The organism is Priestia abyssalis (assembly GCF_002019595.1).
Classification (GTDB): Bacteria; Bacillota; Bacilli; order Bacillales; family Bacillaceae_H; genus Bacillus_BA; species Bacillus_BA abyssalis.
In genome coordinates, this window is sequence record NZ_KV917369.1 from 456,417 (window position 1) to 471,876 (window position 15,460).

The 15,460-nt window shown below is 35.2% G+C and carries 16 protein-coding genes and 1 tRNA gene; 11 read left to right on the plus strand and 6 right to left on the minus strand.

Annotated features, from left to right (window positions below):
- The first annotated feature begins 236 nt into the window (after window positions 1–236).
- Window positions 237–512, plus strand: a complete 276-nt coding sequence (locus BK575_RS02275; protein ID WP_078408711.1) for a hypothetical protein — start codon at window positions 237–239, stop codon at window positions 510–512.
- Between the two features lie 320 nt (window positions 513–832).
- On the opposite strand, the gene BK575_RS02280 is transcribed toward BK575_RS02275, so the two are convergent.
- The 4 genes from BK575_RS02280 to BK575_RS02295 form a co-directional block, all read right to left on the minus strand.
- Window positions 833–1,507, minus strand: a complete 675-nt coding sequence (locus tag BK575_RS02280; protein ID WP_078408712.1) for a DUF421 domain-containing protein — start codon at window positions 1,505–1,507, stop codon at window positions 833–835.
- A 258-nt stretch (window positions 1,508–1,765) separates the two neighbouring features.
- On the minus strand, window positions 1,766–2,191 hold the full coding sequence (locus BK575_RS02285; RefSeq protein WP_078408713.1) for a GNAT family N-acetyltransferase: 426 nt from the start codon (window positions 2,189–2,191) through the stop codon (window positions 1,766–1,768).
- Between the two features lie 5 nt (window positions 2,192–2,196).
- The gene (locus BK575_RS02290) at window positions 2,197–2,709 is read right to left on the minus strand and encodes a YjcG family protein (RefSeq protein WP_078408714.1); all 513 of its coding nucleotides are present in this window, start codon (window positions 2,707–2,709) and stop codon (window positions 2,197–2,199) included.
- Window positions 2,710–2,860: 151 nt separating this feature from the next.
- Window positions 2,861–3,589 carry an alpha/beta hydrolase gene (locus BK575_RS02295; RefSeq protein WP_078408715.1) on the minus strand — a complete coding sequence of 243 codons (729 nt, stop codon included), beginning with the start codon at window positions 3,587–3,589 and terminating at the stop codon, window positions 2,861–2,863.
- 346 nt (window positions 3,590–3,935) lie between these two features.
- On the opposite strand from BK575_RS02295, the gene BK575_RS02300 reads away from it, so the two are divergent.
- Window positions 3,936–4,469, plus strand: a complete 534-nt coding sequence (locus BK575_RS02300) for a phosphatidylglycerophosphatase A family protein (protein WP_078408716.1) — start codon at window positions 3,936–3,938, stop codon at window positions 4,467–4,469.
- Between the two features lie 146 nt (window positions 4,470–4,615).
- Here the strand turns inward: BK575_RS02300 and BK575_RS02305 are convergent, their stop codons facing one another.
- Window positions 4,616–5,107, minus strand: coding sequence for a GNAT family N-acetyltransferase (locus tag BK575_RS02305; protein ID WP_169907495.1), 492 nt, complete (start codon window positions 5,105–5,107; stop codon window positions 4,616–4,618).
- Window positions 5,108–5,292: 185 nt separating this feature from the next.
- Window positions 5,293–6,042, minus strand: coding sequence for an arylamine N-acetyltransferase family protein (locus BK575_RS02310; RefSeq protein ID WP_078408718.1), 750 nt, complete (start codon window positions 6,040–6,042; stop codon window positions 5,293–5,295).
- A 292-nt stretch (window positions 6,043–6,334) separates the two neighbouring features.
- Between BK575_RS02310 and BK575_RS02315 the strand changes: the two genes are divergently transcribed.
- The 9 genes from BK575_RS02315 to BK575_RS02355 all read left to right on the plus strand — a co-directional run bounded on the left by BK575_RS02315 (window position 6,335) and on the right by BK575_RS02355 (window position 15,430).
- Window positions 6,335–6,407 (plus strand) — tRNA-Val (locus tag BK575_RS02315).
- Window positions 6,408–6,530: 123 nt separating this feature from the next.
- Window positions 6,531–7,448 (plus strand): tyrosine-type recombinase/integrase, encoded by a 918-nt coding sequence (locus BK575_RS02320; RefSeq protein ID WP_078408719.1) that lies wholly within the window; start codon window positions 6,531–6,533, stop codon window positions 7,446–7,448.
- A gap of 215 nt (window positions 7,449–7,663) precedes the next feature.
- The gene (locus tag BK575_RS02325) at window positions 7,664–8,473 is read left to right on the plus strand and encodes a hypothetical protein (protein WP_078408720.1); all 810 of its coding nucleotides are present in this window, start codon (window positions 7,664–7,666) and stop codon (window positions 8,471–8,473) included.
- A 105-nt stretch (window positions 8,474–8,578) separates the two neighbouring features.
- Window positions 8,579–9,604 (plus strand): hypothetical protein, encoded by a 1,026-nt coding sequence (locus BK575_RS02330; RefSeq protein ID WP_078408721.1) that lies wholly within the window; start codon window positions 8,579–8,581, stop codon window positions 9,602–9,604.
- A 15-nt stretch (window positions 9,605–9,619) separates the two neighbouring features.
- Window positions 9,620–10,933 (plus strand): DNA cytosine methyltransferase, encoded by a 1,314-nt coding sequence (gene dcm / locus BK575_RS02335; protein ID WP_078408722.1) that lies wholly within the window; start codon window positions 9,620–9,622, stop codon window positions 10,931–10,933.
- A 492-nt stretch (window positions 10,934–11,425) separates the two neighbouring features.
- Window positions 11,426–13,255 (plus strand): ATP-binding protein, encoded by a 1,830-nt coding sequence (locus BK575_RS02340; RefSeq protein ID WP_169907498.1) that lies wholly within the window; start codon window positions 11,426–11,428, stop codon window positions 13,253–13,255.
- Window positions 13,256–13,862: 607 nt separating this feature from the next.
- A complete protein-coding gene (locus BK575_RS02345) occupies window positions 13,863–14,423 on the plus strand; it encodes a toll/interleukin-1 receptor domain-containing protein (RefSeq protein WP_139367958.1) in 561 nt (186 codons plus the stop codon).
- 23 nt (window positions 14,424–14,446) lie between these two features.
- A complete protein-coding gene (locus BK575_RS02350; protein WP_235867287.1) occupies window positions 14,447–14,857 on the plus strand; it encodes a hypothetical protein in 411 nt (136 codons plus the stop codon).
- A gap of 366 nt (window positions 14,858–15,223) precedes the next feature.
- Window positions 15,224–15,430, plus strand: coding sequence for a hypothetical protein (locus BK575_RS02355; RefSeq protein ID WP_078408724.1), 207 nt, complete (start codon window positions 15,224–15,226; stop codon window positions 15,428–15,430).
- Window positions 15,431–15,460 lie beyond the last annotated feature (30 nt).

Genomic DNA, 15,460 nt, shown 5'->3' on the forward strand with positions numbered 1-15,460 from the left:
AGCTTTAATGGCTGGCAGCTTCTCTGCTTCGAGTGATATAGTCACGCTCAGCTACTGCTTAAAAAAAATAAGATATATGAAAACGGTTTTCCCTATCTTCACCGTAAAAAAAGTTTGTACAACAGTCAAAAACTATCATATCAAAACGTATCTTATAGTAAAAGACCCGGACCATTGTTATTAGTCAATCTATAAAGGGTAAATAAAAGTGAAGAAAGCATGGAGGAGGAAAAAACATGGGTTATATCTTGCCGATTCATCATGAGCAATATATTCAATATGCTAATCGTACCATTCCTGTTAAACACCAATATCAAAAGTTGACAAAAGTGATGAAACCAAGAATAGAAGGAAAATTGAATAATCCAGACACCCCTTTTGAGTTTACTGAAGAACGAGAAATGAACGTCCAGAAGACCACACCGAAGAGAACAGCTTACACACGGGAGAAAGTAGAAGAGATGTTTGCGCAGCTAACGGGAAAAGGGCGCTTAATTAACGAAGTGATTTAAATAATTTATTCTCTCCATTGACAAATGACAGAAGGGGAATAAAGGAAAGAAGGCAGTCACAATGCAGCTGATACAACAATATGGCTTGGCCTATATCATCAATAGCGGCTATATTCATCTACATGAACCAAAAGTGCTGTTTCACATCGAAGTGGAAGCACAGGTGATGAAAAAGAAATGAAAGCTATTACTACAAATAGGATAACCGCTCATTCATCTAGTGATCATGTATATATGGAACGTGATTACTAGATGAGTGAGCGGCATTTTATGTAATTGCTGCTCATTAACAGTTTAATTTATAGGGAAATCAGAGCCGTTTAATATGTTTCCACATGCAGGGAATTTCCATCTTCCCACTCGGCATATAAAACTTGGGAGTAGTGCCGGATACCTTTTTTGTGCAGCTCTTCTTGAAGCCATGTTTCATTGAGTCCGCTCATGGTTAAATTTTCTTTTAAAAGCCGGCCGTCACTAATGAAAGTGATGGGCAAAGCGGGCGGCTTATTTGACATATTATGATCGGCTCTTGTAGGCGTTGCGTACTCTGCCTTTTTCAAGACGCTTACCGTACCATTCGTTTCTAAAATGGCATATTCCACTTCCCGTAAGGAAAACGCGTCTTTCGCTCGAAGCAAATGCTGGAGTTGGTCAATGTCCAAATGATTTTTCTTCAGTTCGTCATATTGAATTTTTCCTTTATGGATGATAAGGGACGGTTTTCCCTCCAAAAAGCCCCGAATCCGAATATTCTTCTGTGTAATGATTTCGGTTGAAAAGATCAGTATCCCCCAAAAAGCTACGGCAAATAAAATTTCGGTCAAACCGATTTCATGGTCATAAAGAGCGTTTCCGACAAGTTCACCGAGAACAAGGGCCGAAATAAAGTCGAATGTTGTGATTTGGGTAATCGTCATTTTTCCAAGGAGCCTAGTCAAAAAAAACAGGCTGAAAAAGCCTACGAACAATTCGAGCGCTATACGTAAAAAATCCATATGCATTCTCCTAAACGACGTAATTACTATATAGCTTTGTACGGAATGGATCATTTTATGAATGCAAATCTGTCCAAAGAAAAAGAGACACGAAAAATTTTCGTGTCTCTTTCTTTACAGTTTATCCTGCTTTAATGGGCTCTGCACGACTATGCCTCAAGCCGTAAAAGACCCATATTCACCCTATATTTATCCAATATTTTCTATGAGCGTAACGTTTAGTGTTATGAAAACTTTTGTCAGATGAAGACACATACTTTAAGATAATGTTTTAACCATCGTGACATGGGGGATGCCGGCATCTAAAAACTCACCCGATACGGTTTCATAGCCGAGTTTTTGATAAAAGCCTTCGGCATGCGTTTGGGCGTTTAACTTGAGTTTATCCATTCCATGCTGGAGGGCGATATGCTCCATTTCCATCATGATGATTTTACCTGCACCGCTTTTTCGGTGGGAAGGCATGACACAAATGCGTTCTACCTTTCCGTAACCATCTACGATACGGAAGCGTCCTGCCCCGACCGGCTCTTTTGCATCGTATAGCACAACGTGTACGGCTTCATCTTCATATTGATCGATTTCCTCTTCAAGAGGAACTTGCTGCTCTTCGACAAATACTTGTTTACGAACATAAAAAGCATCCTGGAGTTCTTGTTCATTTGATGTTTGTTTAATGTTCAATTTTTTTATTCCTTTCCAAAACGAAATGTTTCATAAACGGTCCATGTATCATTATCCAATTGATACATCAAATGGAAACGATCCACTATTTCTGAATGGGATACATCGACAAGTTTTAATTGGCTGTATACATCAAGATGTTCATCATCGGAAAGTCCTTGACCGATGGTGATATGGGGTACGAAAGCATATGGAGATTCTTGTGATAAGCTACCTGTATGAAGTCGCTCATATAAATCTTCCAACGCTTCATTTTTTTCTACTTTAAAATATAGAACATTATTGACGGGGGAAAATGAGCTCACTTTTGTTACATTCAAGTTAAAGGGCTCTGTTGTGTTTGCCACTCTCTCTAATTCTTGAGAAATTTCCTTGATTTCGTTTTCTGATGCTTCGAAAGTTTCCTTTACAGTAAGATGTGGAGCAATCAACGCATAATGTGTATCGTATCGTTTTCGGTACGAATTTGCAGCATCTTGCAATGTTTTTGATGGAAATATAACAACTCCATATTTCATTGTTTGTCCTCCTCGGTGGATATGTGGATTGAACTAATTATAACAAATTTTCAAAAAAACATATGTGATAAATCCTATGCCGCTCATGCAGATAAAAAGCGGAACATGATTAGCACGTAAATCTGGACAAGACAGTGGATGTCCATAAATGTTATATATGCAGCATTTGTGTTAGTGCTCGTTTTAAATCAGGCTGCCAATATTTCCACTTATGATCTCCGGAAAATTCTTCGTAAAAGGTTTGAAACTTCCTTTCTGTTAGTAAAGCGTGAAGTTTTCGGTTAGGTGTTAGAAAATCGGAAAATTTCCCGTCTGTCATCTGAACATTCGTTTCGTCTTGGCCAATCACGTGATAGAACTCAAGCAGTGAAGGCTGCTCAAAAGATGAGACTTTATGCAGCACCGCATCATTTACAAATGGCGATTGCATAATGACTTTTCCGAATGTATGAGGATATGTAAGAGCGGTAAGAAGGGAAGCAGTCCCGGCGAGAGAATCACCTGCTAACACACGTGAGTGCCCCATTTGAAGCGTTGGATAACGCTCGTCTAAAAAAGGTACAAGCTCATGCGCTAAAAAACGAATGTACGCTTCATGCTGTTCACCATCGGGATGGTATTTCTTTCTGCGTTCTGCAACAGAAGAGTAAGGAATTCCGCAAAAGATGGTGTTGTGAATTATGTTCTCGCCTAATAGTTCCTCAACAAGACGGGGAATCCTTCCAAACCTATAATAATCTTGTCCATCTTGAGCAATCAGTAATGAATATTTGTAGAGCGGTGAAAAAGAAGCGGGTAAATAGATCAGCAAGGATATATCTTCCTGCAGTTCTTCACTATACAAAGAGAGTTCTTCGGTTTGTCCCACTTTTCTGTTCAAGTAAATCACCTCATCTTTGAAAGCGTTATCTACATTTTACCATATTGTGAAAGAAAATGTCTGTCTGAAAATTCTCCTATTTCACACATGGATGAAAAGGGTCATTTTCTTATTAGTGGCATTTCGGATGAAGGAGTCTAAAATGATAAAAATTAATATTGTTTTTTAATAAAGCTTATTCAATTGAAATAAGGCTCTGCTACAACCTCATTTTTCAGGAGCGGGATATTGTATAGAAACTGTTAATGGCCTTTTAATTTTTTGTTAAAAGAAACAGGCAATGGTTGGCATAGGAAATGAGATATGTCATTCTATAAATAAGAAGAAGTGAGAAGGGGAGAGGGAAATGAGCAGCAAAACATTTGTGCCGAGCAAGGATGTAACGAAAGCGACGTTTTTGGCGCTGGAGGAGCGCGGTGTATCCATTTTGGATATTGCAGAAATCGTCTATGAAATGCAAGCCCCTTATAATGAAGGGTTAACGGTGAATGAGTGTGCCCAAAGCGTTGAGCGTGTATTGCAAAAACGAGAGATTCAGCATGCGCTCCTAGTAGGCATCGAACTGGACAAGCTGGCAGAGCAAAAAAAGCTGTCCGAACCTTTGCAATCCATTGTAGATCAAGATGAGGGACTATTTGGAGTGGATGAAACGATTGCGCTTGGAGCCGTTTTGACATACGGAAGTATCGCGGTAACAACATTTGGTCACCTAGACAAGTGTAAAATCGGCATTATCCATCAATTAAATGAGAAGAAGGAAAATTGTGTCCATACGTTTCTCGATGATTTAGTCGCCAGCGTTGCAGCATGCGCTGCAAGCCGGATTGCCCATCGCTACCGTGATGAGATGGAGGCTGCTGAAGAAGAGGAAGTAGTTTAAATATAGTAAAGCCGACAAACCAGAATGGTATGAATAGAGTGAAAATCGGATCGAAAAACGATATTTAATAAAAGGCCCGTCACTGAAATTTTGGTTTTCACGACGGGTCTTTTAGGGAGGATAACGAAATAGAGTTGCTTTTTGCTCTATTTCGTTATCCTCTCTTTTAGTTTTAATTGCATAAGACGGCTGATAGAGCTCATGCCTTGTTTTTCATAAAACCGAATGGCTTTCTCGTTGAATTCCCATACATTCAGCTGCAGCGCAAAGGCTTTTTGCTTAAGGGCCCATTTCTTTGTTTGTTCAAACAATCCTGCACCGATCCCGAACTGATGATAAGCCTTTTTTACTCCAAAATAGTCAATAAAGGCCGTACATCGTTCTTCCTCTTCAAAGGGGTACGTTGCATAGAGGAGTTCAACAAATGAATAGCCGACGATTAAACCGTTCAATTCTGCTACAATGATGACGTGATAAGGACTTGAAAGATACGATTGAAACTTGTAGGGAGACATGGATGGGTGGCCGGGAGGAAACATATCCGGAATTGCATTTGAATGAAGCTCGTCAGATTCGCTCAATATAAGTGAAATTCCGGTATAGTCATAAACGGTTGCTTTACGATATATAATTTTCATTCGCATACCCCGCCTAAAAAATTAGTGTTCCTTCATTATATGCAATATTTCTTTGAAAGGTTTTTATCGCTTATTAACGGGCAGCCAATCATGATAAAAATGAACACAACAGTTTATTGTCATGGGAGTAGGACCCCCGCCGCATTATCTTTTCAGAAACAGTAAACCTGGCTGTATGGCCAGGCTTACTGTGTTAGATTAATTTGAAAGTATTTTTCCAGCAAAGCGGGAATTTCATCGCTTTGCACTTCCATTTTCTGTTTGCCTTGGTCGTTTGTCGTGATTAAAGTGGTCCCTGACAGCGTGATTCTTCCCGTTTTTGTCGCGATCGTCGTTAAGTTCGTCTTTGTAAACGGAGAGTCGGGAGATGTTTGATTGAACTCACACATCGGGGCAAATTGTTCGAGTTTTTTCTTGTCTGTCGTAAAACGGTATTTCGTTTTCCATGATTTTTCTTGCTTTTGTAAGTCATACGTCATGCTATCAAGCTGCTTAACACGATAGACGCTGCGCACATCCTCAACGGTTTCGCCTGTAAGCGGAATCGGCTTGCGGACAGAATCCCCAAATCCCACATCCACAAGATACGTCCGCTTATCGAGATGAACGAGGAGGGTGGCATGACTGTCTTGAAGTGCCCATGACCCGTTTTCCTTTTGAACTGTTGCAGAAATTAAATGGGCATCAAATCCAAGCTGTTCCAACAGCCAGCAAAACAATCCGTTCAGTTCATAGCAAAATCCCCCTCGACGATGCTCTACGATCTTTTGATAAAAGCGCTGAACGTCTAAAAGGATAGGAGTTTGATAAATAACATCCAAATTTTCAAAGGGGATATGAAGCATGTGCTGTTCTTGCAGATGGTATAAATAGTCAAGTGTTGCTTCTTTTTCCTTTTCCGCAGCAAAACGATTCAAATAAGCCGCTTTATCCATGGCTTTTTCACCTCCAGCATTCCTTAAAAACAGTTTAGCAAATACAAGAGACTATTTACTATTTTAAAGAACTATATAGATCGATTTAGAAAATTTGACATGACCAGAAGGCGGTCATGTCAAATTTTCTAGACCTTTAAGGGCATATTCGAGTTATCTAAATAACCGATTGTGAAAGTCTTCCAATAGGATAAAGATGTGTCGAGTTATTAAGTGGAATGTATATAAAAAGGTAGTTGACAAGAATAGTATTGAAGAATATAATAAAAACAGTTACACAACATCACATCACGATTCCGTAGCTCAGCTGGGAGAGCGCTACCTTGACAGGGTAGAGGTCGCTGGTTCGAACCCAGTCGGAATCATTATACCAATTGTATCAAGGGTTGAACGGTGTTTTTAAACTTGGTACTGTACAATGGTTGTAGTGATAATTACTACAATCAAGGAAGACCACTTCACTAATTTAAGGTGAGGTGGTCTTTTTTATGTTATTAAAATTTGCTGTTCAAGACTTTTTAGATGACCGAGAATTTAAAAATTTATCTCCTACTACAATTTCAAGTTACAAAGAAATTCTTAAACAGTTCCAGAGTTTTTGTAACGACAACGAAATTGTAAATGTCCAAGATATTACCCCTAATGTAATTAAGAAATTTCTACTCCACTATCAGAAAAAAGGTAACAACGCTACAACAACCAATTCCAAACTTCAAAGGGTAAAGGCCTTTTTAAACTACATGATTGAGATTGAGGTAATAGAAAAGAACCCTGCTATAAAAATCCAACGTGCTAAAGAAGATATAAAGATTGAAGTGTTTTCAGATTATCACATTAAACAAATGCTGAATTATTACAAACGGATTAAACAACGTGAAAAAGCATTTTATGCGTATAGAGATTATTCCATTATTGTTTGCTTGATTTCTAGTGGGATTAGATTATCAGAAATGTGTAATTTACGTTGGACTGATATTGATTTTAAAAACAATTCAATGAGTATTTATGGAAAATCCCGTACATACGAAACAATTCCCATTACAGGAAAATTAGTAAAGGAATTGTCTGCCTATAAGGTGTATTGTGAACAGTTTTTTGGCATTGAGAACTTAAATGACTATGTATTTACGAATCGTTACAATAAGAAGCTAACACCAAATGCAGTACAGAATGTATTTAAACGACTAGCAAAAATCATGAACTTTAGAGATGTAAGATTATCTAGCCATACTTTTAGACATACATTTTGTCAGCGTTGTATTCAATCAGGAATGAGTACATTTGCTGTTCAACGTTTACTGAGACATTCATCTATCTCAGTAACAGAACGCTATGCTGCTATGTGGGGAAATGATTTGAAAGAACAGAATGATAGATTCAATCCACTAAACACGTTAGAGATTTAATCAAAAAAGCTTATTTAAAAAGAAAAAAGCCACGTGTTACCAGCACGTGACCAAGAATCTGCAAATAGAATTTCAAACTAAATACGGACAACCGTATAGTCAACCTTCATTTTATCGAAAAAAAATAGATGATGCAAGGCTTATTAAGTATTGCCTTTTTTTGAAGGATGAGTTAACTGCGGTGTTTCCGTTGATATTTGGGGGAGAACTACACAATGCAGTCAGGAAACATTGAAAACTTTAAGCAACTATCACAATTTAGAGATATAAAAGATTTTAATAACAACATCGAACAGTGGATGATTGAAGTTAAAGGTCAGTTTACAAAGTCAGAACTGGTTGCTTTAAAACGCCTTATTCGTTTTTCCGCAAAGGTTGCTGGTGTATGTAATGCGAAAATTGGAACAGTTGTTTCAGCTACCCATGAAGATAATGGTGTTGGAATTTCAAGAAGCACTTTTAAACGTATGATTGCAAAAGCTAAAGAATTAGGTTTGTTATTGGTACATGATACAGTACGGAAAAATGGTTCTAAATCGAGTAATGTATATGTGTTCAATCGTTTTCAATTACGTGTTGAACCATCTTTTGAACCGTGTTCCGAACCATCTGAAAGCAAAAAATTGAACCAACCACAAACTGACAACCTTTCTAAAACTAACAACCAAAATAAAATTAAACGTAATGAAGCAGGTAATGTAAATGAACACGAAGTAATTCTGGATGTATCTTTTGTGAGTGAAAAAGTTCCTGTACAGTTTACTGATCTTGTTAGAAACTTTTTTAATGATGCAAAAAAAATTGAAGAGTTTTGGAAGTTAGTAACTATTTCTGCAAAGAAAAATAAAGTTACTAGTGACATTGTTAATACGGCAATTAAAGCTTTCAAAGTGTTGGTTAGAAAAATAAAATTTAGTAAGGTCAAAAACATTTATGGCTTCTTTTTCGGTATTTTAAATAGGCAGTTTAAAAAGACATATTGGACTGAAATGTTTAATACCTGGTGGAATTATATAGATAAATAAGAGTTATATTGCATACGTAATTTTTTTATATCTCTTTTACAAAAGATAGCAATTATATTGTATGATTACCTTAAATGTTATTTTTAGTAAAAGGGGAATTTTTAGATGGAAAAATACAATAGAACATACACAGAATTATACTCTAAAGCATCTTTATGGTGGCCAAGCGAATTAACTGCACTCGAAGCATCTACAAGCATTATTCCAAAGTTAATTGAAACACAAGATCGTTTTGTATCCATTTTAAATTTAGCTGATTCTCAGCCTGAACAAATTTTTTCTATTATTGAATCTGCCAATTTTCCTGCTAATCTATTTTTAAAACATCTAGTTGTCCTATCTGACGTTAGCGGTGAAATGCTTCAAAGAATTAATGACAATTTTACAAGTATATTTCCTGATGGAAGTGATTTTAAATATTATTGGAAAGAAACTTTATACGAATATACATTTAAAGCCTTACCTTGTGCTAATAAGTTAAACAATAAAAAACTTTTCATTGATGGTTCGGGTTTATTACAGGAAAAATCTCTAGATGATTTAACAAAAGACGTTATTATGATATTATTATATGGTTCCAATGCAGAAAGCGAGATTACTTCTGAAAACTTAAGTAAATGTATGATAAGTAACCTCTTGGGAAAAAAGGAAGAATTAGATGAATTTATTAGACAAAGATATATTCATGTAAGTAGAATTACTGGTGGTGCAGCCGCAAATTCTTTAGGACAAATTGCACAAAATTATGTAATAACCTTTCTGAAGGACAAATTATCTGATGAATATTCAGTTGTTAGCAATGGCCATATTCCTGGGGTGACTCACAATGCTGGTCGTACTGAAACAACATTTGATGTAGTAGTATCTAAGAATCAAAAGGCAGTTGCAGTAGAAATTAGTTTTCAAGTAACTACCAATAGTACGATTGAAAGAAAAGCCGGACAAGCAGAGTCTAGATATGAACTTGTCACCTCAAGTGGTAATTTTATTGCTTATATAATTGATGGTGCAGGGAACTTTCAAAGAAGAAGTGCAATTACTACTATTTGTGAGAATAGCCAGTGTACCGTTGCATTTACAGAAGAGGAACTTACAGTATTAATTGATTTCATAGAAACTAATTTACCGTAAGGGATTGGAGATGTTATGGTAATTAAATTTGTTGATTTATTTGCAGGTATCGGGGGTATACGCTTAGGTTTTGAAAATGCAATGAAGAACTTTGGAATTGAAACTAAGTGTGTACTATCTAGTGAAATTGATAAAAATGCTTGTGAAACATATCAGTTAAATTTTAATGAAACACCAGAAGGTGATATTCATTTTATAGACGAGATAGATGATTTTGATTTCCTTTTAGCTGGTTTCCCTTGTCAGCCTTTTTCGTATGCTGGTAAACAAAGGGGATTTGGTGATACTAGAGGAACTCTATTTTTCGAAATTGAAAGGCTGCTTGAAAAATACAGACCTACGGGCTTTCTTTTAGAAAATGTCCGTGGATTGGTATCTCATGATAAAGGAAGAACCCTTTCTACCATAATTGAAAAGTTAGAAGCACTAAATTATAAAGTAAACTATTTAGTATTGAATAGTAGCAATTTTGGGATTCCGCAAAATAGGGTTAGGATTTATATTGTTGGTTTATTAAATAAGTATCCTAATTTATCGCTTGAAAGTGATACTGGTTCTTCAGACTCCCATGAATTTAAAAAGAAGCAACTGTCACTTTTTAATGAAGATAAATATAATCATCTTACCGTTAAGAATATTCTTGAAACTGATAAAGAAGTGATGGAAAAATATAAGTGTACGGATAAATTTATAAATATGTTATCTAAAGTCGTTGGTAATGAATTTAATTCACTGCACGGTTATAGGTTAATTGATTATAGAAATGGAAAATCAATTCACTCTTGGGAACTAGGTCTCAAAGGGGATTGTAGCCAGGAAGAAATTGAATTTATGAATGCTTTAATTGCAAATAGAAGAAAGAAAGTGTTTGGTACTGAACAAGATGGGAAAAGACTTACAATAAATCAAATTCGAACTTTCTTCGATGTACCAAATTTACAAGAAATAATTGATTCACTGCTTGAAAAGGGATATATAAGTGATGATGGTGAAAAGAAATATAATCCGGTAGCAGGAAATATGTCCTTTGAAGTCTTTAAATTTCTTGATCCTGATAGTATTTCCATTACATTGACCTCTGCTGACTCACATAGATTAGGAATTGTGCAAAATAATATTCCACGACGCATAACTCCTAGGGAGTGTGCAAGGTTACAGGGATTTCCAGATTACTTTAAATGTCACCCTAATGATAAATTTGCTTATAAACAGTTTGGTAATTCAGTTTCAGTTCCCGTTATAGAAAAAGTGATCTCTGATTTGGTTAGTAATAATATTGAGTTTTTTGATAAACATTTTAATGTGAAGAAAGAAGTTACCAAATCTTAAATCTAAAGAAGCATCCTTTTTGGGGTGCTTTTCTTGTTTTAGTATGGTATTTGGTGAAGCATACAGCGTATGCAGAAGAATACACACTTTTCGGCATCCGTGTAATATTGTCAGTAAATCCCAACATAGTAAGTTCGATAATATACTTTTCTTTGATTTTGCTGAAATACTCTAGTCTCGTATTAGTATTATGCAAATTTTTAAGTTCTATAATCTCATTGTAAGTAATACCGTCAATTGCTTTGACTGCAATGATCTATAATAACTCTATATGTGTATCCGATTCTTAATTCAATTCTTTTTTCATTGTAACTTCTACCTTTTCTTGTTTAAGTTTTTTCTTTGATATTTACAACCCTAAAACAATGAAACATAGATTTCCAGATAAAGCAAATGAGTGGCCAAATTTGGAAATTAAATGTAGAACATGGTTACTTTTTGTGGTAATTTGTAGATATAGAGGAAATTATAGGTAATTTGGGGGAGTGTATATTGAAATTAGAAAAGGTTATATTAGAAAATTTCAGGTCGTACAAAGAGAGAGTTTCAGTTGATATGGATGACTTGACAGCCTTTATCGGTAAAAATGATATAGGGAAATCAACTATTCTTGAAGCGTTGGAAATATTCTTTAACAATGAGATAGTTAAGATTGGACAAGATGACTTATGTGTTCAAAGTACAGATACTAAAGTAAGGATAGGATGTGTATTTTCAGATTTACCTACGAACCCTATTAGTATTGATACAACTGCAATTACTACTTTACAGCAAGAGTATCTTCTTAATGAACAAAATCAACTAGAAGTACATAAAGTATTTGATTGCAGTAAAAAGACTGTACCACACGAAGTTTTCTTAGTTGCCAATTACCCTTCTGAACATTCGGCTTCTGATCTACTGGATTTAACCAATGCACAATTAAAGAGAAGAATTACAGATCTAGGCATTGAAGAGACAGGTATTGATCTCCGTTCAAATGTTAGTATGCGTCAGGCAATTTACAAATCGTTTGAAGATTTAAAGCTAGAATTAAGGGAGATTCCTGTTACAAAAGGTGATGCAAAATCTGTGTGGGAGAAATTGAAACATCAATTACCTATGTATTCTCTTTTTCAATCAGATAGGCCAAGCTTAGATGGAGATTCAGAAGTACAAGACCCAATGAAATTAGCTATAAAGGAAGCATTAACAACAGTTGAAGAAGAATTAACCAAAATAAAAGAAACTGTTAAAAGAAAAGCATTAGAGGTTGCGGCTAACACAGTAGAAAAGTTGAAAGATATGGATGAAACATTGGCAAAGCAATTAACGCCACATTTCGCTGAAGAACCTAAGTGGGATAAAGTGTTTAAAATGTCATTAGATGGTGATAATGATATACCTATTAATAAAAGAGGAAGTGGCGTAAGAAGGTTAATCTTGCTTAACTTTTTTAGGGCTGAAGCAGAACGAAAGTTATCGGAATCAGGAAGTAGGAGTGTGATATACGCTATTGAAGAACCCGAAACTGCACAACATCCTAGCAATCAAATATTGTTAGCTGATGCCTTAAAAGCACTCTCTCAAAACGATAAGACACAAGTAATTTTAACAACACATGTTCCCGGATTTGCTGGTTTACTTCCAACTGAATCCCTAAGATACATTAAAGAAGGTACATCAGGCAAAGAGGTTCAAAATGCTGCTGAAGGTGACTTTGTAATAAATGAAATTGCAGAGGCTTTAGGTGTTTTACCGCCACCAATTGATGAGAATGTAAAGGTAGCAGTTTTTGTAGAAGGCGTACATGATGTAGAATGTTTAAAAACATTGAGTGAAATAATTAGTCGTCATAATCAAGCTGTTATTAGTTTAAGTGGGAGTAGTAAAATTTTGGTGTTACCTTCAGGTGGAAGTACATTAAAGGGATGGGTAGAAAACCAATATTTGAAGGCATTGGGTATACCTGAAGTTCATATCTATGACCGTGATGAGAAGATACCACCAAAATATCAAAAGTGGTGTGATAAGATTAATGCACGTGGAGATGGTTCAGTGGCATTCATCACTCAAAAGAGAGAAATGGAAAATTATATACATCCTGCGGCGATTAAAGCAGTATTGGATGTTGATATTGTTTTTACACCAGAATGTGATGTACCAAAGTTAATTTCATCATTGATAGAACCTAATGAAGGTACAATAAAGAAACTACTGAATAATGAAGTAGTTAAATTAATGACGTATGAACAAATTTGTGAAATGGATGGTCAAAAAGAAATTGAACATTGGTTAGAAACAATTTCAAATTTCTGTCTAGAATCAGTATCAAATTCATAGAAAATATAAAACCCCTTGTTAATCATTCCAGTAACGGAACAAAAGCAAGGGGTATTGCTTTATACAATTTATTAAGTTTAGATGCTTCCTTTATCAGTGAACGAGTACAAGCCCAATTTACTAACCTTGTGAAATGTTATTACAACGATACTTTTATGACGTTTGTATGAAGAGATTTAGGGTTAGATGTTGGAGAGACTTATTTAATGCTTTATGGGAAGGTGAATAAAGGTTTAGTTCATATTGCTGCTGATATTTGTTCTCTCCGTCTTTTGGTATCAAGTAAGGAGGCAGTCATTCTTACCATGAAGAAGTTGAATTTTAGAGGTATAAGGATATAAGAATTAATTATTCCCCCCTAACATTTATGAGTATCCGAATGGTTTTAAGTGCAATTTATTTTATAACGACGTAATCAAAAATGTTTACTTTCTTCCAGTAAGGTATTTATGACTATAGTTGGATACTTCTTTTTTGTTGAATTTAAAAGTATGGTTGACTTAAAATTAGGACAGGATTTAGGGAGTGAAGAACGATATATAGGGTTTTGGTATATATAAAAGTAGAATAAAGACCTAAAACCTTTGAATGATAGGGGGACTATAGTATGCCGTTAATTACAGAACAACGCATTAGGCAATTAGGAAAAATAGAACTGGCACAAAAAGGCTTTTTTACAAAAAAAAGTGAGATTCTATCAGAACAAGCAAAATTTAATATGTTTGATATCTTTCTTTCCCATGCATATATGGATAGGGAATTAATCTTAGGCTTAAGAACATTTTTTATCTCGTTGGGGTATAAGGTGTATATTGACTGGATAGACGATGAAGAACTTGACAGATCAGATGTTACCAAGGAAACTGCAAACAAGTTAAAAGGACGAATGGGCCAAAGCAAATGTTTATTATATGCAATAACTGAAAACTATGTTAATTCTAAATGGATGCCGTGGGAATTAGGTTACTTTGATGGAAGAGAAGGAAAGGTTGCTGTTTTACCATTAGTAAAAAGTGGAACGGAATATGAATACAAAGGTACTGAATATGTAGGTTTGTATCCTTATGTTAAAGATATAGGTAGCACTAGTGCCAGTCTATATGTATATGATGATAAGGGTAACTACGTTAGTTTACATAGCTGGATGGATGGTGCTACTCTAGGTTAAACCATGATTTGGAGGGAGAGAACTTGAACGAAAATAAAATTAAACATCTTGAATTTATTCAGAATGTTATAACACGAATGGCCCAAAATTCTTTTTTACTAAAAGGATGGTCTGTAACTATTATTGTTGGTATCTTTGCCTTTGCAAATACAAAAGAGATGGATGCTAAATATTTATTAATTGCCTATATTCCAGTTGTCTGTTTCTGGTTTTTGGATGGTTTTTTTCTACATCAAGAAAGATTATTTAGAAAGCTGTATGACGATGTAAGATGCAAAGAAGAAGCTAATATTGATTATTCGATGAATACTTCACCTTATATAAATGATGTTAGTTCATGGGTTGGTGTTTGTTTTTCAACAACACTACTATTTTTTTATATTCCACTTATCATAGTTATCCTTATTGCAATATTGGTTTTACCTAATTTGTAGAAACATGTGAAAATAAGTATACGATGCTAATGTGCAGTTTTTAAGTAATTTGTACAGTTGGATTCTTGTGGGTGTTGCAGTTGTGTTAGTTAGAACATTAGTTAAAGCTAAAAAGTAAGTGGGGGAGTCAGTTTCGTTAGCTAGTTGGAAATAAATTATAAAGATTTAGTTAACTTCATGCGGTTTGTCTTATTGTAAAAGGAACTTTTTGTTATGATATATGTGATTACTTTTCTTTCTAACCGAGTACTTGAACAAAAAGGCTGACTATCATGGGGGATAGTTGGCTTTTTTGTTTTTAATAAATCCAAAAAGCTGTCATAATGGTACTCTAAACTGTAAAATAAGGTGGTGAGGGGGTTTATCATGACTCAAAGAATTAATCCTAAAATTGACGATGATATGTATTTGTTGAAACAGAGTGATCTACCAGAGGACTTACGTGATTTACTAAATCAAGCACACAAATTCTACTTTGAAAATGACGAAAAACAAGCAAGACGATTAATTATAAAAATTAAAGAAGAATGTTTGCGAAAGGGAATTAGAATATATCGGGAGGATTTTTCTTAAAAAGAAAGCCTACCAGCTATTAGGCCAGTA